This window comes from Vagococcus allomyrinae, assembly GCF_017829975.1.
GTDB classification, from domain to species: domain Bacteria; phylum Bacillota; class Bacilli; order Lactobacillales; family Vagococcaceae; genus Vagococcus_D; species Vagococcus_D allomyrinae.
Window position 1 is genome coordinate 1 of record NZ_JAEEGA010000023.1, and the last position, 16,447, is coordinate 16,447.

At 40.2% G+C, this 16,447-nt stretch carries 19 protein-coding genes and 2 tRNA genes; 4 read left to right on the plus strand and 17 right to left on the minus strand.

Going from position 1 to position 16,447, the window contains the following annotated elements; all coding sequences use genetic code 11:
- Positions 1-132: hypothetical protein (locus tag I6N95_RS27590; protein WP_209532521.1), on the minus strand; the 132-nt coding region annotated here is incomplete at its 3' end.
- Between the two features lie 158 nt (positions 133-290).
- A complete protein-coding gene (locus tag I6N95_RS24315) occupies positions 291-539 on the minus strand; it encodes a DUF896 family protein (RefSeq protein WP_209532368.1) in 249 nt (82 codons plus the stop codon).
- Between the two features lie 243 nt (positions 540-782).
- Here I6N95_RS24315 and lexA point away from each other — a divergent pair, with 243 nt between their 5' ends.
- Positions 783-1,397, plus strand: a complete 615-nt coding sequence (gene lexA / locus I6N95_RS24320; protein ID WP_209532370.1) for a transcriptional repressor LexA — start codon at positions 783-785, stop codon at positions 1,395-1,397.
- Positions 1,398-1,584: 187 nt separating this feature from the next.
- Positions 1,585-1,788, plus strand: coding sequence for a hypothetical protein (locus I6N95_RS24325; RefSeq protein ID WP_209532372.1), 204 nt, complete (start codon positions 1,585-1,587; stop codon positions 1,786-1,788).
- Positions 1,789-1,957: 169 nt separating this feature from the next.
- Here I6N95_RS24325 and I6N95_RS24330 read toward each other — a convergent pair whose 3' ends face one another.
- From I6N95_RS24330 to I6N95_RS24380, 11 genes are all read right to left on the minus strand, one after another.
- The gene (locus I6N95_RS24330) at positions 1,958-2,599 is read right to left on the minus strand and encodes a L,D-transpeptidase (protein ID WP_209532374.1); all 642 of its coding nucleotides are present in this window, start codon (positions 2,597-2,599) and stop codon (positions 1,958-1,960) included.
- A gap of 264 nt (positions 2,600-2,863) precedes the next feature.
- Entirely contained in the window at positions 2,864-3,853 is a 990-nt protein-coding gene (locus I6N95_RS24335; protein WP_209532376.1) for a nucleoid-associated protein, read from the minus strand.
- A 147-nt stretch (positions 3,854-4,000) separates the two neighbouring features.
- Complete coding sequence (gene galU / locus I6N95_RS24340) at positions 4,001-4,912, minus strand: UTP--glucose-1-phosphate uridylyltransferase GalU (protein WP_209532379.1); 912 nt, start codon at positions 4,910-4,912, stop codon at positions 4,001-4,003.
- 50 nt (positions 4,913-4,962) lie between these two features.
- A complete protein-coding gene (locus I6N95_RS24345; protein ID WP_209532381.1) occupies positions 4,963-5,973 on the minus strand; it encodes an NAD(P)H-dependent glycerol-3-phosphate dehydrogenase in 1,011 nt (336 codons plus the stop codon).
- Positions 5,974-5,976: 3 nt separating this feature from the next.
- The gene (gene ppaX / locus I6N95_RS24350; RefSeq protein ID WP_209532383.1) at positions 5,977-6,627 is read right to left on the minus strand and encodes a pyrophosphatase PpaX; all 651 of its coding nucleotides are present in this window, start codon (positions 6,625-6,627) and stop codon (positions 5,977-5,979) included.
- Positions 6,628-6,632: 5 nt separating this feature from the next.
- Entirely contained in the window at positions 6,633-7,451 is an 819-nt protein-coding gene (gene lgt / locus I6N95_RS24355; RefSeq protein ID WP_209532384.1) for a prolipoprotein diacylglyceryl transferase, read from the minus strand.
- 61 nt (positions 7,452-7,512) lie between these two features.
- Positions 7,513-8,448 carry an HPr(Ser) kinase/phosphatase gene (gene hprK, locus I6N95_RS24360; RefSeq protein WP_209532386.1) on the minus strand — a complete coding sequence of 312 codons (936 nt, stop codon included), beginning with the start codon at positions 8,446-8,448 and terminating at the stop codon, positions 7,513-7,515.
- Positions 8,449-8,635: 187 nt separating this feature from the next.
- Entirely contained in the window at positions 8,636-9,265 is a 630-nt protein-coding gene (locus I6N95_RS24365) for a YesL family protein (RefSeq protein ID WP_209532388.1), read from the minus strand.
- A gap of 11 nt (positions 9,266-9,276) precedes the next feature.
- The gene (locus I6N95_RS24370; RefSeq protein WP_209532389.1) at positions 9,277-10,170 is read right to left on the minus strand and encodes a carbohydrate ABC transporter permease; all 894 of its coding nucleotides are present in this window, start codon (positions 10,168-10,170) and stop codon (positions 9,277-9,279) included.
- A 9-nt stretch (positions 10,171-10,179) separates the two neighbouring features.
- Positions 10,180-11,091 carry an ABC transporter permease gene (locus I6N95_RS24375; protein ID WP_209532523.1) on the minus strand — a complete coding sequence of 304 codons (912 nt, stop codon included), beginning with the start codon at positions 11,089-11,091 and terminating at the stop codon, positions 10,180-10,182.
- A gap of 246 nt (positions 11,092-11,337) precedes the next feature.
- Positions 11,338-12,906 carry a type 2 periplasmic-binding domain-containing protein gene (locus I6N95_RS24380; RefSeq protein ID WP_209532391.1) on the minus strand — a complete coding sequence of 523 codons (1,569 nt, stop codon included), beginning with the start codon at positions 12,904-12,906 and terminating at the stop codon, positions 11,338-11,340.
- A gap of 197 nt (positions 12,907-13,103) precedes the next feature.
- Between I6N95_RS24380 and I6N95_RS24385 the strand changes: the two genes are divergently transcribed.
- Positions 13,104-14,177 carry a GntR family transcriptional regulator gene (locus tag I6N95_RS24385; protein ID WP_209532393.1) on the plus strand — a complete coding sequence of 358 codons (1,074 nt, stop codon included), beginning with the start codon at positions 13,104-13,106 and terminating at the stop codon, positions 14,175-14,177.
- A gap of 56 nt (positions 14,178-14,233) precedes the next feature.
- Here the strand turns inward: I6N95_RS24385 and I6N95_RS24390 are convergent, their stop codons facing one another.
- The 4 genes from I6N95_RS24390 to I6N95_RS24405 form a co-directional block, all read right to left on the minus strand.
- Entirely contained in the window at positions 14,234-14,410 is a 177-nt protein-coding gene (locus tag I6N95_RS24390) for a hypothetical protein (RefSeq protein ID WP_209532395.1), read from the minus strand.
- Between the two features lie 152 nt (positions 14,411-14,562).
- Positions 14,563-14,634: transfer RNA gene (locus tag I6N95_RS24395), tRNA-Gln, on the minus strand.
- An 11-nt stretch (positions 14,635-14,645) separates the two neighbouring features.
- Positions 14,646-14,726 (minus strand) — tRNA-Tyr (locus I6N95_RS24400).
- 150 nt (positions 14,727-14,876) lie between these two features.
- Positions 14,877-15,107 (minus strand): DUF2969 family protein, encoded by a 231-nt coding sequence (locus tag I6N95_RS24405; protein ID WP_209532397.1) that lies wholly within the window; start codon positions 15,105-15,107, stop codon positions 14,877-14,879.
- Positions 15,108-15,403: 296 nt separating this feature from the next.
- Between I6N95_RS24405 and I6N95_RS24410 the strand changes: the two genes are divergently transcribed.
- Positions 15,404-16,318 (plus strand): AEC family transporter, encoded by a 915-nt coding sequence (locus I6N95_RS24410; RefSeq protein ID WP_209532399.1) that lies wholly within the window; start codon positions 15,404-15,406, stop codon positions 16,316-16,318.
- Positions 16,319-16,447 lie beyond the last annotated feature (129 nt).

The following is a 16,447-nucleotide window of genomic DNA, read 5'->3' on the forward strand; positions in this document are numbered from 1 at the left end:
GGTCCATAGGGCATACGCCATTGGTGCTGCTCCCATTGGTAATCCTGGGTGTCCTGAATTTGCTTTCTGAATCGCGTCCATACTAAGGGTACGGATTGAATTAACGCCTAACTCATCGATCTTGTCGAACAAAATAATCATCCTCCTGCTATTTTAGGTTTTTTTTACCTTTATAGGATTATTTTACCTTTTGTTCAGGCAAATTGCAATTGAAAAATGAAATCGTTTTGCTTTTTTTAGAAAATAGAGGCCTTTCAAGGTAGATAAACTAGCCTTAAAAGCCCCTATTATTACTCTTTATGACGATTATGTAATCCTTTTTCTTTTTGAATCCCTTTTAATTTATCTGGTGTCACATCATTGCCTTCTTGATCCACCACTTTCATTCCTTCAATATGATTGCGCATCCCGCCGCGGAATTTTTCAAGGTATTCTTCTCTCAATATTTTTTGTTCTTTTTGTTCGTTTAGCGACAGGCCTTCAGCTTTGGCCTTTTTTGCCAATTCATTAATGCGGTCTAATTTGTCCTTTGATAGCATGCGATTCCCTCCAAGATCTTTCTAAGCGACTGCTGCTAACAGCTCGCCAACGCCTTTAATACTAGACTATTTCCTTTCAAAAAACAACTAAATTACTTGGATTTTGAAAGGCGGGTTTAAAAAATCCCTTCAAAAGAAAAAAAAGTGGCTTTCTCACAGAAACAAGCGAACATCTGTTTGATTTTTTGTCACTTTTATGCTAAACTCAAATTAATACTAAAACTGCCTTAAGGAGGTATCAGTATGGCACAAGAAACACGACAATCCGAAATTTTAAAATACATTCATAGCCAAGTTGAAGCCAAAGGCTACCCACCGACAGTAAGAGAGATCGGCACAGCTGTTAACCTGTCTTCGACATCTACGGTTCACGGACATTTGTCCAGACTTGAGAAAAAAGGACTTTTACAACGAGACCCTACTAAACCTCGTGCCATCGAATTAACACAAATCGGGTTAGATATGATTGGCATTCGCCCATCAACTATTCCCATTTTAGGAACGGTAACGGCTGGGGAACCCATTTTAGCCGTTGAAGAAGCGTTGGATTTCTTTCCGATTCCGCCAGACTTAAAATATGAAGACAATAGCCTTTTTATGTTAACGATTCGCGGCGAAAGCATGATCAACGCTGGCATATTAGATGGGGATCAAGTCATTGTCAAAAAGCAATCTTCCGCTTCTAATGGCGAAATTGTAATCGCCATGACAGACGAAGACGAAGCAACCTGTAAGAGATTTTACAAAGAAAAAGATCACTTCCGTTTACAACCGGAAAATGATAGTTTAGAACCAATTATTTTACCGAATGTCTCCATTTTAGGTAAAGTCGTCGGCTTATATCGAAATCATATCTAGTCAATAAAACAATCAGTTGCTTAACTGGTTGTTTTATTTTATCTTCAATTCTAGATACTTCTCCTTGGGATATCACGTTTTTGCTATTTTAATTTCTTTTTTGCATTTTCCACTTTACAAAGCGAACATTTGTTTGTATAATAAAGAAAAGAACAAACGTTCGCATAACTTATAAGAGGTGATATAAATGGTAGGAATTCGTAGAATTGGCTTGGTATTTGTTATATTGGTTATTGGTATTTGCTTAGGGTCTCTAGGAGTTAAAACTGCATTATTAATCGTCACACCTTTATTTTTCTTATGGTTCATGGTCTGGGATGAAAGAAGTTACCGTCGCCACACTCGCAAACAGCATTATCAAAGCGATCGCGCTTATAGCTATCGCCGTTAACCTATTAAAAAGACTCTTTAGCTCAGACGTTATCCCCCTAACGTCTGTCTAAAGAGCTTTTTTTACTTTAAGCTTTTAATCACCTTTCGTTCTAGCGCTATGCAAGTCCACATGGTCTATACATAAAAAGAAGCAGACCAACTGATCGTTGAATCTGCTTCTTTTGACTTTATTCTGTCACCTTAACTGGGGTTCCAGCCGGGACATTGTCGTAAAACCATTGTGAATCAGGCATTGATAAGCGGAAACAGCCGTGTGAGGCCCGCTCACCTAATTTTTCAGCTTCCGCCACATTGACTTCCAACGCCTCGTTAACCGGCACACTGTGGAACAAATAGACACCGTAGTCCTTAAACGACACGTAATTAAGTGCCCCTTCACCTAGTTCATTGTTAAAAAAGCTTTCACCGCGAATTTCTTGAATCTCAAAGTCTCCCAGAGGTGTGGCATTTTCTTCATCTGCCAAACCCGAAGAGGTAATCATGGTATAGATTAGCTGGTCTTGGTCATAAAAATAGATTCGCTGATCTGTCACGTTCGCAACGATGCGCAACGCCGTCTCAGAAGTTAACTCAGGGTAGTCGCCACCTGTTGGCTTTTTCCATAAGTCTTTATCATTTTCCGGGGTCACTGCCGCTTTTTTCGCCTCTCTCAGTGGTAACTTTGGCCCTTTTAATGAGGCTGATGGGCCGATTAACGTTTTATTTTGTGTTTCTTCTAATGTTGTGCCTTCAGCGGGTGTTGCCACTAATATAGCCATGACAACTAGAAGTACGCCGATTAAATAATGTCGTTGTTGGATCGCTCTCAAGTCCACTCATCCCCTTTTCTCGTTCACCTGAATGACGCAGTCCCCACATCATGTTACACTTTACCACAGGATGTTTTTCACGTCAAAAGATAGGGTGTTAATCTAAGGAACAATCTTTTTCGAAAACCTCTTAAGTTTTGCCAATTTCATATTCACCAGCCGAAAGGAGGATCAGCAAGACTAGTAAGGCTGTAGCCATCATTTACCTGCCTAGCAATTGACAGCTGGCGATAGCAAAAAAGGCAGCTTTTCAGCCGCCTGCCATTAAAATTTATTAATGATCTCATCCACATTTTTAATCATGACTGAAATCGTACCGTCAGGATTGTTGATAAACTCAATCAATTCTTTATTTTTATATACTTCCACTGGAATAATCATCTCTATCCCATTGGCTAATTTTAATTTTTGCTTGCTGTATTTCTTTTCGTATTTGGGCACATTGATCGGAATATCCTCATCAAAATTGGTTCGCTCGACCCGTTCGATGTATTCGGCTTTTGCGGAAATATTGTTTTCAAAGACCATCTCAGCAATCTTTTCGTTGCTGATTTTGCCTTCTTCTTCAATGCTTTCATAAACTGCTTGTTGAATATTTGACATGCTGACGTATTTTTCTTCGTTGTACTTATCGGCGATTTCTTTGACCGCTTTTTTAACAATTTTAATGTTATCTTGAACGGTTGGGGTTGCTTCTGTTTTTAATAAGACGCTTGAAAAGTACTCAACTTTACGGCCATCAAATTTGTATTTTTTCTCCACTAAGTCGAAGGTCTGTTTTGTCACATTAATTAAGACCGCTTCTTCCACTTTTTGGGTAATGCTTGGCAAAATCGTTTTATTGATGATGATATTGTTTAACATGCCATCGTCCACATAATCAACAAAATGGGTATAAGCTGGACGGTAATTTAACTTAAAGATCCCTACGTATTGATCTGTTTCGTCTTCACCATGGAAGTATAGCAAATCTCCACTGGGAATTTCCTCCCCTTGTACGACACAATCATAAAATTTTTGCGCCACGCTGGTACTTTTTTCAACAAAGCTCAGTTGTTCGTTGCTAATGTCCGCAAACAAGTCATTGCTGCCATCTAAGGTGCCTGTTTTAAAATCAGCGTTGTTAAAACGTTTCATGATCCCTTCTAAATAGGTTTTAACAGCGTAATCAGTCATGGCCAATTCCTTTTGAGAACAAATCAGCGAACTAGCTTCCAAATCTAAGACGTGTAAAATTGCTTCTTTAATTTCCATTTAATTGCTCCTTAATCTTACAAATAACACTATCTTTGTTATTATACAACATAATAGCTGGTGGGTGTAAGCAAAAAAACTGCTTTTCGCTCCTAAAATAATGCCAAAATCCTCAAGCTCACTTCTCAGCGAACTTGAGGATTTTTCTTACTTTTTAGGTGATTTCTTCGGTTTTTCTTCTGCTTCTAAGTCTTTCCCTAATTGAATGATAAACTCTTTCAAGTTATCTTTTACTTCTGGGTGAGTTAAGCCATATTCAATACTGGTTTTCATAAAGCCAAATTTATCACCAACGTCGTAGCGTTTGCCAGTAAACTGGTGGGCAAACACTCGTTGTGTTTTATTTAAGGTGTCAATGGCATCAGTTAATTGAATCTCGCCACCTGCTCCTGGTGTTTGTTGATCCAAGACATCAAAGATCTCAGGCGTCAACAGGTAACGGCCAATGATCGCCAAATTACTTGGAGCTTCTTCTGGATTTGGTTTTTCAACAAAATTTTTCACGTTGTACAAGCCTTTTTTCACCATGTGTTCCGGATTGATGATGCCATATTTTGAGGTATCTTCATGGGGAACTTCCATCACGGCAATCGTCGAAGCACGCGTTTCATCGTAATCGTTGATCAACTGCTTTGTTAACGGAATCGTATCTTCCATTAAGTCGTCACCTAACATGACAACAAAGGGCTCATTGCCCACAAAGGCACGGCCTAATGAGACGGCGTGGCCTAAGCCGCGAGGACTTGATTGACGCATAAAATGCAAGTTTAAATCGGTGGTTTCTTCCACTAGCTTTAATAGTTCTGTTTTCCCTTTGGATTTCAAATTCATCTCTAATTCTAAGTTCGCATCAAAATGATCTTCAATCGGGCGTTTCGCTTTACCAGTAATGATCAAGATATCTTCAATTCCTGAAGCTAAGGCTTCTTCGACGATAAACTGAATGGTTGGCTTGTCGACAATCGGCAACATTTCCTTTGCCATGGCTTTTGTAGCTGGTAAAAACCTGGTTCCTAAACCGGCCGCTGGAATAATGGCCTTTTTCACTCGTTGTTTCACAATACATTCTCCTCTTCTATAGTGGGATATTCCCTTTTAGATAGCACGCCTTAAAATTCTTTTTCTGAGCGGCCGTCGCGCAACATGATTAATTTTGCGGCTTCTTGTACATCTGCCCCTTCATAGAGGACTTTATAAATGGTTTCGGTAATTGGCATTTCAACATTTAACTCCTGAGAGAGCTCGTAAGCGGCTTTGGTCGTGGAAACACCTTCCACGATCATGCCCATGTTGTCTAACACTTCTTGTAAGTTATGACCGCGTCCCAGTAAATCACCTGCCCGCCAATTACGGGAGTGAACACTGGTACAAGTGACAATCAAATCCCCGACGCCACTCATACCGATAAAGGTCAGTGGATCAGCGCCCATGGCAACACCTAAGCGACTGATTTCCGCCAAACCACGAGTCATGATTGCGGCTTTGGCATTGTCGCCAAAACCTAAACCATGAATCGCCCCTGAGCCTAAAGCAATAATATTCTTTAAAGCCGCACCAGTTTCAACACCGATCACGTCATCGTTGGTATAAATGCGGAAATAGTCATTCATAAATAACTGCTGAACGTATTCAGCATATTTTAAATTTTTACTGGCAGCTGTAATGGTGGTAATATCACGCACAGCCACTTCTTCTGCGTGGCTAGGGCCCGAAAGGACTACCACATCTTGACGTTTGTCTGCGGGAATCTCTTCCATTAGAACTTGCGAAATACGCTTGTGAGTCCCTTGTTCCAGACCTTTACTGGCGTGAATAATGACTGGTTTTGTGTCCAGCACCGCCACTAGTTGGGCAGCGACTGAGCGGATGGCCTTCGTTGGCACAACAAATAGAATGGCATCTGCACCGGTGACGGCTGTTTTCAAGTCATATTCCGCTTTTAATTCCAGTGGCAACAGAAGATCTGGCAAATAGTGTTGATTGGTGTGCTGCTGGTTAATTTCAGCAATCTGATCGACTTCCCGCCCCCAGATGGTAACATCGTGACCATTCTCAACTAAAACTTTCGCTAAGGCAGTTCCCCATGACCCTGGTCCTAGAACAGCAATTTTTTGTTTCATCTGTTAATTTCCTCCAGTTTTTGATAGAATCCACTCTGTTAAGTCTACCATAGAATCGACTATTTTATCCGGTTGATAAGGTGCCATCTCAGCTGTTGTTTTTTGTGACCAGCTAACAAAAACACTTTCCATGCCTGCATTGTGGCCCGCTTGAATATCGTGCCAATTGTCCCCGACCATCAAACATTCTTCTGGCTTCACTCCTAAACGGCTCATCGCCACTTGTAACGGCTCTGGATCGGGTTTGACCTTTTGATAATCGTTGCCCCCAATTACTTCGTGGAAGTAAGGGGTCATTTCCAGTAAATCAAGTCCTTTTAGCAAAACAGCGTTGTATTTAGTCGAAACAACGGCTAGATTAAGCCCAGCGGCTTTTAAGCGCCTTAAAGACTGATTAACATCGGGAAAGGTTTGAATCAATGCGTCGTGTTGCGCGTGATTGTACTCCCGATACTCCCGAACCATTTGGTCGGCTTTTTCAGGCAATAAATTACCAAAAACTTCTTCTAAGGGTGGCCCATTAAAATGTCGGACCCCTTCAGTATCGTATTCACCTGGAAAATACTTATTTAAGACATGCAAATAAGATTCAGAAATCAGGTGATTGGTATCGGCTAAGGTACCATCAAAATCAAATAAAACAGTGGTTAACATAAAAACTATCGCGCTCCTTTACGATTGTAGATCGGTGGGTTGACTTTTTTTCGACGGTAAACGATAAAGATCAAACTCCCTACAAATAAAACAAATGATAAAAATTGAGAGACGCGAATATCGCCTACTAAATAGAGACTATCGGTTCTCATCCCTTCGATAAAGAAGCGGCCAAATGAATACCACAAGACATAGCTGAAAAATACTTCGCCTTCCCGCAGGAAATCTTTCTTTTGACGCAACCATAAAATCAGGATAAAACCTAAGACATTCCAGAGACTTTCATAGAGAAAGGTCGGTTGCCGATATGCCCCATCGATGTACATATTCTCAATAATATAATTTGGTAAGTGCAAGCTTTGCAAAAAGGCCAAAGTGGTTTCACCACCAAAGGCTTCCTGATTCATAAAGTTCCCCCAACGGCCAATTGCTTGGGCGATGATCACACTTGGAGCCGCAATATCCAGAAACTTCCAAAAAGAAATATAACGTGACTGAGTGAAAAAATAAACCACTAAGCCACCTGCGATTAACCCGCCATAAATGGCTAACCCACCATTGCGAATCGCAAAAATTTGCAGGGGATTTTCTAGGTAATACTGCCATTCAAAGATTACGTAATACAGACGAGCCCCAATAATGGCAATTGGGAGCCCCCAAAACATAAAATCAACGATATCGTCTTCTTTTAAGCCTACACGTTTTGCCTCACGAGATGCTAGCCAAACCGCCAACACGATTCCCGTGACAATAATTACACCGTACCACTTAACTTCCAACCCAAAGAGGTTAAAAGCCACTGGGTTTACTTGCGCTAAAAACATCGATATCCCCCTTATATAAAAACAGCTAATGAGATGCCTTTAGCATCTGATAACCTTTGTCTTACTCTGCTTCAGAGTTTTCTTTAATCAGTGCCGTTAAATTATTTTCAAATGTTTTAGTGGCATCATACCCCATTGTTTTGGCTCTAAAGTTCATAGCAGCAACTTCAATAATGATCGCCACATTACGACCGGTTTTAACCGGAATGGAAATTTTAGGAATGTCCACGTTCGCTATTTGGACCGTTTCAGCTGCCCCGCCTAAGCGATCAAATTTCTTTTCCTTGCTCCAGTTTTCTAAATAAATGACCAATTGAACTTGGCCACTGCCCCGTACTGAACTTGCCCCAAACAAATTCATCACGTCGATAATGCCAATGCCACGAATCTCAATCAAATGCTCCAACAGACGAGCTGGTTCACCAATCACGGTCCGTTCGTCCTGTTGATAGACATCCACCCGATCATCTGCGATCAAGCGATGACCTTTTTTAATTAATTCTAAGGCTGTTTCACTTTTCCCAATGCCGCTGTCCCCTTGAATTAAAACACCTAATCCATAAACTTCCACTAATACGCCGTGGATAGAGGTCCGCTTGGCTAACTGACTTTCCAAGTAGTTGGACATCACACCAGAAACTCGGGAGGTGGTCAAAGATGAACGCAAAACTGGCACATTTTTTTCTTCTGCGACCCGCAACATATTGCTTGGCGGAATTAAATCGCGGGCGAAAATAATCGCCGGCGTTTCTTCGTGACATAAGCGACGCATCACCATGACCTGCTCTTCAGGCGTCATTTTTTGCGAAAACGTCGTTTCCTTCCGACCGAACAATTGAACCCGATCATAAGGGTAATAATTAAAATAGCCGGTCAATTCCAAACCCGGCCGGGAAATATCACTGGTGATAATTTTTCTATCTAAATAGTCTTCTCCACAAATCACATCAAGCTGTAATTCATTGACTAATTCTTGAACTGTTACTGACTCTGTCATACAAAACCTTCTCTCTAAAATCTTTGCTTGTTCCATTTTATCATTTAACGCCATAAGTTTCTACTTAATCCAACGAACTCTGCCACTTCTTCTCATTTTCTTCACAAAAGTTAAGGCATCAACTCAGGCAATCCCTCCACTAGCAACGCCTACGGCTTCACTCTAAAAAAACAGTTCCACCCGAGACTCACTCTGGAATGGAACTGTTTTTTTCGCCGTAAATCGGCAATCTTAAAAACCGCCGATGTAAGGTTAACATGATTAAAGCAGCTGGTAATGACATGTAGATTAAAGGCAGCAAGCCAGGAATCCAATGGAATAAATAGTAAGTAGCTGTCAAAATCACAATAACCTTGCAAACTTCAAAAGGACTAAAGAAAATTAACAATAAGGGTTGCAATAATACTTTAGACAGTGGTAATTGGAAATGAACGTAAACTGGAAAAAAGAAAACCAGCAGCATGATAAACAGACATAGTAATACAATGGAAAGATAATGGAGCCCGCTCATCAAATAACCTGTGGAAATGGTGGTAAGTTGATAATTAAGATAGAGCAGCACTCCCAGTAAGATGAGCCCGATTCCCAAAAGGTTACTTTTGACGAACTCTTTCCGAAAGTAGTCGATAAAAGTACTGCCTACTTTAGTCGTCTCCCCTTCGGCTTTTATCTCTTGTCTAAGTACGGCAAACAGCGCAACTGTCGCTGGCATAATCCCTAAGATAATCCCCCCTAAGAGGGTAAATAACAACCACAGCAAATTAAGGTACACCAACCTCGTTAACACCACTGACCAGTGATACAATTTTTCTCCCATGACCTCGCTCCTTAACCTTTAATCGCCCCAACCATAATGCCTTTTTCGAAATATTTTGCAACAATTGGATAAAAGAGCAAAACTGGTATGCTTGAAATAACAACCACACTATATTTGATGGTTTGTTTAATCATACTGACTTCCGCCTGACTGCTGCTCATGATTTGCTGATTGGCCGCATCGCCCATTTGATTTTGGATCAGTATCTCTCGCAAGATCAATTGGAGGGGAAATAGTTCCCGATCAGATAAGTAAATCATGGCATCAAAGTAACCGTTCCAACGACCAACGCCATAAAACATCATCATTACCGCAATAATCGGCGTCGAGAGTGGCAAGACGACTTTCCATAACAATTGCATGTCCGTGCAGCCATCGATAAAGGCACTCTCTTCTAATTCACGGGGAATATTTTGTTGGAAGTAAGTTCGCATAATAATCATGTTATAGACCCCAACTGCCCCCGGTAAGATCATCACCCAGATGGTATTAATGATGCCTAATTTTTGATTGACTAAATAGGTGGGAATCAGCCCACCTGAGAAAAACATCGTAAACGTAAACAGAAACGTGATGATATTACGGCCTTTAAAATCACGACGAGACAATGGGTAAGCTGCTAACGTGGTCATTAAGACATTAATCATTGTTCCTAAACCGGTGTAAATCACGGCATTTTTAAAGCCAATCCAAATATCGCGATTTTCAAAAACTTTTCTGTAACCATTAAAAGTAAAGCCTTTTGGCCATAATAAAATGGGACTATCAAAAATTTTAGTCGGGTCGCTTAAGGAGGCTGCCACCACAAACAAAATCGGGTAAAAAATTAACAGGACGATCACAGTGATCAGAATTGTATTCACAACATCAAATAGTTTATCTTCTCTTGAGCGATTATTTCTCATATTCCCCTCCTACCATAAACTGTTCTCTCCTGTTTTTTGCGCAATTTTATTGACGATAAACAAGATAACAAAGTTCACTAAATTATTAAATAAGCCAACTGCTGCTGAAAAACTATACTCAGCATTTAAAATCCCTGCCTTGTAAATGTAGGTCGAAAGGACTTCCGATGTTGCCAGATTGGCATCGTTTTGTAATAACAACACTTTTTCAAACCCGACTGACATGATGCTTCCTGTTGCTAGAATGGTTGAAATAACAATCGTCGGCATGATGGCGGGAATTGTAATATGGCGCATGCATTGGATTCGGGAAGCTCCTTCTAAATAAGCGGCCTCGTATTGATCTTGGGGAATGCCTGACATAGCTGCTGTATAGATTAATGTCCCCCAACCAACGCCTTGCCAGACCCCTGACCAAACAAAGACATGAGGAAACATTTTGGCATCTCCTAAAAAATCAATTGGCTTCATCCCAAAAAACTTAATGACTTCATTGATGACCCCATCGACGGGAGAGGTGAAGAAAAAAACCATGCCGACGACAATGACCACTGAAATAAAATTGGGGATGTAAGAAATTGTTTGGGTGATGGATTTAAATTTTTTGCTGCGAACCTCATTGAACATTAAAGCCAAGATAATCGGCAAAGGAACACCTATCAGCAAGCTATAAATACTGATACGCAAGGTATTCACGATAACATCTTTAAAATAAAAAGCATTAAAAAAGCGGGTAAAATGCTGAAAGCCGACCCAGGGGCTACCGGAAATACCCAGTGCTGGCGAATAATCTTTAAAGGCGATAATCACCCCGTACATCGGCCAATAATTCCAAATAAGTAAACTAACTAAAGGTAGTAACATCATCAAGTACAACCATTTTTGTCGTGAGAAAATTTGCGCAATTCTTGAAAATGTCATTGTTGATTTGTTGACTTCTTTCACCTTCCATACCCTCCTTGTATCAGTCTTTTAATTGATGAGCCTAGCTCAGACTAAGTAAAGGTGAAGCTTTTCACCTTTACTTAAAGTCAGGCTAGATAGTTCCCGTTAAACTTTCAGCCAGAAAAACGCTGAAAGTGCCACGCTTGAGGACTGATTATGCGAATTATCCAATGGAACTATTTGTTTGATTGTTTAACATACTGTCGATAGTTGTTTCCCACCTTAACTTTCTTTGTATCGTTTATACTGAGTTTGTTTAATTTTTAAGTACTCATCAACACCCATTTTTTTCAAGGTCTCGATATAGGTTTTCCACTCTTTGTCGATGTCTTTCTTGCCTGTCACAAAGTCAACTCTCATTTGGCCCACATAATTGCCAACATCGGCCATGATTGAACTTGAACGATTGGCCTCTTCAATGGTTGCTGGTAAATCTGGTAACATGACGCTAGGTAATGTCTCCTCCGTTAAATCAGCATAGACAGGTGTCTCTTTACGCCCAGCTGCGTCTCTGATTTCAGCTGGCAGTTCCACATACGGGAAATACCCACCATAAACATTATCGACATATTGGAAAGCACCTAAACCAATCCCATCTTTATAGTTGAGAATCTCGTCGATATAAACTTTCTTCCCATCTTCAAGATTGTAAGTAACGCCTTCTTTGCCTAAGTAACCAAATTCGCTTCCTTCATCACTATAAAAATAGTCAACCCATTCCAAAATTTTACCAGGATTAGCAGCCTCTTTGGTAATAACCAAGCTTGAGGCTCCTGCTACTGGTGAATCGGTTAAGGAAGCCGTATCGCCATTGGGCCCAGCGAGCACGTTGATCGCCACATAATTATCTTTAACTGACTCGCCGATATAATCTGGCGCTGCCCAATTCCACGCACCAACTGTGTCTTTGGCAGCATCTGCTGTCCATTTATCGTACTCAACGCCACTGAACGCTTGCTGATTGATGGCCCCTTTTTCGTATAAATCCCGTTGATATTTTAATAACTCTTTGTATTCGTCAGCTGCAATGGTCACTTGAATGTCATCATCTTGATCAATATAGATAAAATTACCAAGTGCCTTGCGTCCACCATTTCCAATCCCGAAAGATCCCATCAGCATTTGCTCAAATGTCCAACCAATTGACCCGCTTGGCATATACCAACCTTGTTCATCTTTTTGGCCATTGCCATTTGGATCTTCATTAACAAATGCCACTAAAGCTTTTTCTAATTCTGCCGTCGTTTTCGGCACTTCCATCTTTAGGTTATCCAACCAAGTTTTATTGATCCACAATCGAATGGTTCGATTTCCTTCAGGATACGGATCCAAATAAGGGGTGGCATAAATATGGCCGTCGGCACTGGTTAGGCCCTTTCTAACATCTTCGTTTTCATCCAAAAATGACTGTAAGTTTGGCGCATGTTTTTTTATCAAGTCCTCAAGGGGAATAAACATTTCCTGCTGACCATATTTTAATAGCTCGCCATTGCTCCAATCCACTTGATAAAAAGCATCAGGTAAAGTCTCACGAGTCAAAATAATGTTTTTCTTTTCGCCGATATCGGTCATCTCTTCCCAATTAACCTTTACCCCGGACATTTTTTCATATTCTTGCCACATCCACAAATCTTTTGATGCAGGGCGTAAATCATTCCAACTAGGTCGCAATAATGAAATTGAGGACACGTCTTCCTCTGTCGTCTTTTCTTTTTCAGTTTTTCCACAAGCGGCAAAGACTAAAGCACTGGCTAAAATAACTAAAACTGATAACTTTTTGCTTCGTTTCATTTAAACTCCTCCTAAATTCGATATACTCACTATAACAAAAATAATTATATGATATATCAAGTTATAAGTCAAACGCTTTCTTTTTTTCAAACGTTTATGGCTAACCCCTTTAAAATAAGGATTGTTTATCTGGATACCCATACCAAGTCATCTGTGCTATAATGAATTTGATATATCAACCTATAGGAGTGATACTCATGGCAAAACTTCCTTTATACCAACAAATAATTGACGATTTGGCAAAAAAAATAGCAAACGGTGTTCTAAAACCTGGTGAACAACTCCCGACAGAGATAGCCTTAGCTGAAGAATATAACGTCAGTCGAATCACCTCAAAACGCGCGCTCACAGAATTGGAAAATCAAGAAATCATCTATCGCCTTCAAGGTAAAGGCAGCTTTGTCTCAGAACCTGCGAGAGCGACTAAATTGATCAGTCAGATGAAGGATCGTCATGAAATTTTACTGATTATGCCCTTTGCTGAAAATACTGGCATGTCGGCTTACGCTGAAGGTGTGGTCTCTTTTTTAAGACAAACCCATTACACCATCAACATTGAAACCCATAAGTATGCTAATCAGCGGGAATTATTATTGACCCTTGATCATTATGCAGGTTTAATCATCTACCCCATGACCAGCACGAGTGATTTAGATATTCTCTACTATCGTCAGCTACAACAGTTTCCGATGGTCTCAATCGATAAACAACTAGAAGGTCTGACCATCAACTGCGTCACCGCAAACAACTTTACTGGCGGATATGAGCTAACCAAGTTACTGATAGCGGCCGGCCATAGGAAAATCTTATACATCTCAACACAAGCGGTTGACACAACGACCACTGTTCGAGATCGTTATTTTGGCTACTTAAAAGCCTTATTTGAACACGATATTCAATTTCACAGTGAAAATGTTAAGCCAGTTGCTGACGATGAGGCCTTTTATCACGAGATCGTTAAGTATGCAAAAAATTACAACATTACGGCCATCGTCGCCGAAAATGATTTAACGGCCATGCTGCTCATGTCTGCTGCAAAGGAAAGCGGCTTATCCCTGCCAAAAGACTTATCCATCGTCGGCTTTGACAATATCCAAGCTTCTACCTTAATTGAACCAGCCTTAACGACTGCTGCTCAAGACTTCCATTTGATGGGAGTCAAAGCTGCTGAAATACTGGTTAACCAAATCGAACACCCTAAATCGCCCATTGAACAAGTTGTGGTAGATGTGGATATCATTAATCGTCAGTCCATCGCTTTAAAGACATAAAAAAACAGACGACTGAGCTCTGGCATGATGCCTTTTCTCAGTCGTCTGTTTGGCTGTTAATAACCTTTAGATTGCCATTTGATGGTCTTTCGTGTTGCTCTTGGTGTTCTAACACGAATATTTAAGCTCTTGCCTTTTGCTTTAGCATCGGCTTTACGAATATCAACTGCAACCTCATTTTTTAATACTTGGTATTGTTGATAAATTCTTTCTTTTAAGTCTGGTCTCTTCATCTTTACGCCCCTTTCTCCAACTCTGTTCAAAAAAACAGAACTTCTTTCGCTTTATCGTTCATTCCTAGTATAGCTAATCTCTGCCAGAAATCCAACGAATACGCTGAGAACAATAAAAAAACTACCTCAACGTGGAAGTAGTTAGTCACTAACTGGGCTAGCTGGATTCGAACCAACGAGTGACGGAGTCAAAGTCCGTTGCCTTACCGCTTGGCTATAGCCCAAAATGTAAAAATGGAGGAGAGTGGATTCGAACCACTGAACCCTAAGGAACGGATTTACAGTCCGTCGCGTTTAGCCACTTCGCTACTCCTCCAAGACGAGTTTTAACCCGACTTCAATATAATAACCAATTTCCAAGAAAATTTCAAGTGTTATTTGATTTTTTTTTGAATTTTTTCATAATTTAGTGAATTCTCTTTATACAAGGCCCTTTTTCAGCTAACAAAAAACGCCTGAAGTCCTTCTACTGAAAGAGATTCCAGTGACTAATCAAGGTTTCGTAACCTTCGTCAAAAGATTTCACATATTTTGGCCCTTCGCCTTTAATTGTCACGACAAACTTACCAGATTCTAATTTTTCAACTTCGCCGATAACTTTTTTGCCAATACTTAATTCATGGACCTCAGCCGCTTGTCCATTTGCATTTTGTTTTTTTTCCACCACTGTGACTTCAATATCTTTATTTTTTTTCATGCGATCAACTCCTCTTTTCCGTTCACTCAGATAGCTGGCCCTTTAGGTACTCCCAGTAAAATTTCTATCTTATACAAGATACCACATATCCGCCTAATTGTTAACTAGGTAGTTGCAGATTCTTCTCATAAGGTTGATAATGGTTAATATATAGTTCCCATTAAATAATCATCCTTTCCCGTTAAACTTTCAGCCAAAAAAAAGCTGAAAGTACCACTCTTGGCGGATGATTATGCGAATTATCCAATGGAACTATATGTTTGATTATTTAACAGGATGTATATAGGAGGTTAGTTATGTCTACTATTTTATTAAATGCATTTGGCTTATTTTTGATTATATTAGTTGGTTTTTTTCTAAAAAAAGGTGGGCTCGTCTCAAAATCAGATGGTAAAGTCTTGTCAAATATCATTGTCACCATTACGTTACCGGCCACAGTGATTGTCGGAATGAACACCATGAACATCACTGCTGATTTTATTTTACTGGCAACCATTGCGGTGGCGATGAATTTAATTTTAGTCTTCACTGCTAAATTCCTTTGGCGCAAAGACAGTTATCTGGATAGGGTATTTTTTATGTACTGCATTTCGGGATATAATGTTGGCAATTTCACCTTGCCCTTTATCCAAAGTTTTTACCCACTGGCACTTCCCTATCTCTTTATGTTCGACGTTGGCAATTGCATCATGATTGCAGGTGGCTCCAAAATAATCGTCGAAAGCAGTCATCCAGATTTTGATAAAAAACAAGCGACGCAGCTATTATCTCAAGCATTGTTGCGTTCAATTCCTTTTATGACCTATTTGATCATGGTCATTCTAAGATTCTTTAGCATTAGTTTACCAGCTTTTTCAATTGATATCTTTAAGCTTTTCTCAAGTGCCAATGGCTTTCTTTCCTTGTTGATGATTGGTATTTATTTAGAATTACACTTGCCAAAAACTGCGATGATTAAAGTTCTTAAAATCCTGTCATGGCGTTATGCCTTTGGGGCGTTATTCGCTATCCTCTTCTACTTTGTCCTCCCCTTTGACAACCCCTTGGTCAAAATCGTCTTAACGGTCTTAGCTTTTGCGCCGATTCCAACCTTTGCTGTCATCAACAGCGTAGCAGCAGGTGTCAAAGAAGAAGTGACCGGGTTTATCTCTTCTGTCAGCATCCTCTTGAGCCTGGCGATTATGACAATCGTGATGATCCTGATCACTTAGCACGTTGGCATCGACCTGGGGATGGCGGTTCACTACTAAAAAGAGGCTCTCAGCAATGAGGCCTCTTTTTAATGTTTCAGATTTAACTAGGCAGATCCCGGAAAATAAGTCGAATCGCTAGTTCCACTG

Excerpts from the sequence above, each read along its gene's own strand:
- I6N95_RS24315 (WP_209532368.1), bottom strand. The coding sequence starts at position 539 with ATGCTATCAAAGGACAAATTAGACCGCATTAATGAATTGGCAAAAAAG.
- I6N95_RS24385 (WP_209532393.1), top strand. The coding sequence starts at position 13,104 with ATGGCAAAACTTCCTTTATACCAACAAATAATTGACGATTTGGCAAAA.
- lexA (WP_209532370.1), top strand. The coding sequence starts at position 783 with ATGGCACAAGAAACACGACAATCCGAAATTTTAAAATACATTCATAGC.
- ppaX (WP_209532383.1), bottom strand. The coding sequence starts at position 6,627 with ATGTTAACCACTGTTTTATTTGATTTTGATGGTACCTTAGCCGATACC.
- I6N95_RS24375 (WP_209532523.1), bottom strand. The coding sequence starts at position 11,091 with ATGACATTTTCAAGAATTGCGCAAATTTTCTCACGACAAAAATGGTTG.
- I6N95_RS24390 (WP_209532395.1), bottom strand. The coding sequence starts at position 14,410 with ATGAAGAGACCAGACTTAAAAGAAAGAATTTATCAACAATACCAAGTA.
- I6N95_RS24345 (WP_209532381.1), bottom strand. The coding sequence starts at position 5,973 with ATGAAACAAAAAATTGCTGTTCTAGGACCAGGGTCATGGGGAACTGCC.
- I6N95_RS24370 (WP_209532389.1), bottom strand. The coding sequence starts at position 10,170 with ATGAGAAATAATCGCTCAAGAGAAGATAAACTATTTGATGTTGTGAAT.
- lgt (WP_209532384.1), bottom strand. The coding sequence starts at position 7,451 with ATGTTTTTAGCGCAAGTAAACCCAGTGGCTTTTAACCTCTTTGGGTTG.
- I6N95_RS24380 (WP_209532391.1), bottom strand. The coding sequence starts at position 12,906 with ATGAAACGAAGCAAAAAGTTATCAGTTTTAGTTATTTTAGCCAGTGCT.
- I6N95_RS24335 (WP_209532376.1), bottom strand. The coding sequence starts at position 3,853 with ATGGAAATTAAAGAAGCAATTTTACACGTCTTAGATTTGGAAGCTAGT.
- I6N95_RS24365 (WP_209532388.1), bottom strand. The coding sequence starts at position 9,265 with ATGGGAGAAAAATTGTATCACTGGTCAGTGGTGTTAACGAGGTTGGTG.
- I6N95_RS24410 (WP_209532399.1), top strand. The coding sequence starts at position 15,404 with ATGTCTACTATTTTATTAAATGCATTTGGCTTATTTTTGATTATATTA.
- I6N95_RS24405 (WP_209532397.1), bottom strand. The coding sequence starts at position 15,107 with ATGAAAAAAAATAAAGATATTGAAGTCACAGTGGTGGAAAAAAAACAA.
- hprK (WP_209532386.1), bottom strand. The coding sequence starts at position 8,448 with ATGACAGAGTCAGTAACAGTTCAAGAATTAGTCAATGAATTACAGCTT.
- I6N95_RS24325 (WP_209532372.1), top strand. The coding sequence starts at position 1,585 with ATGGTAGGAATTCGTAGAATTGGCTTGGTATTTGTTATATTGGTTATT.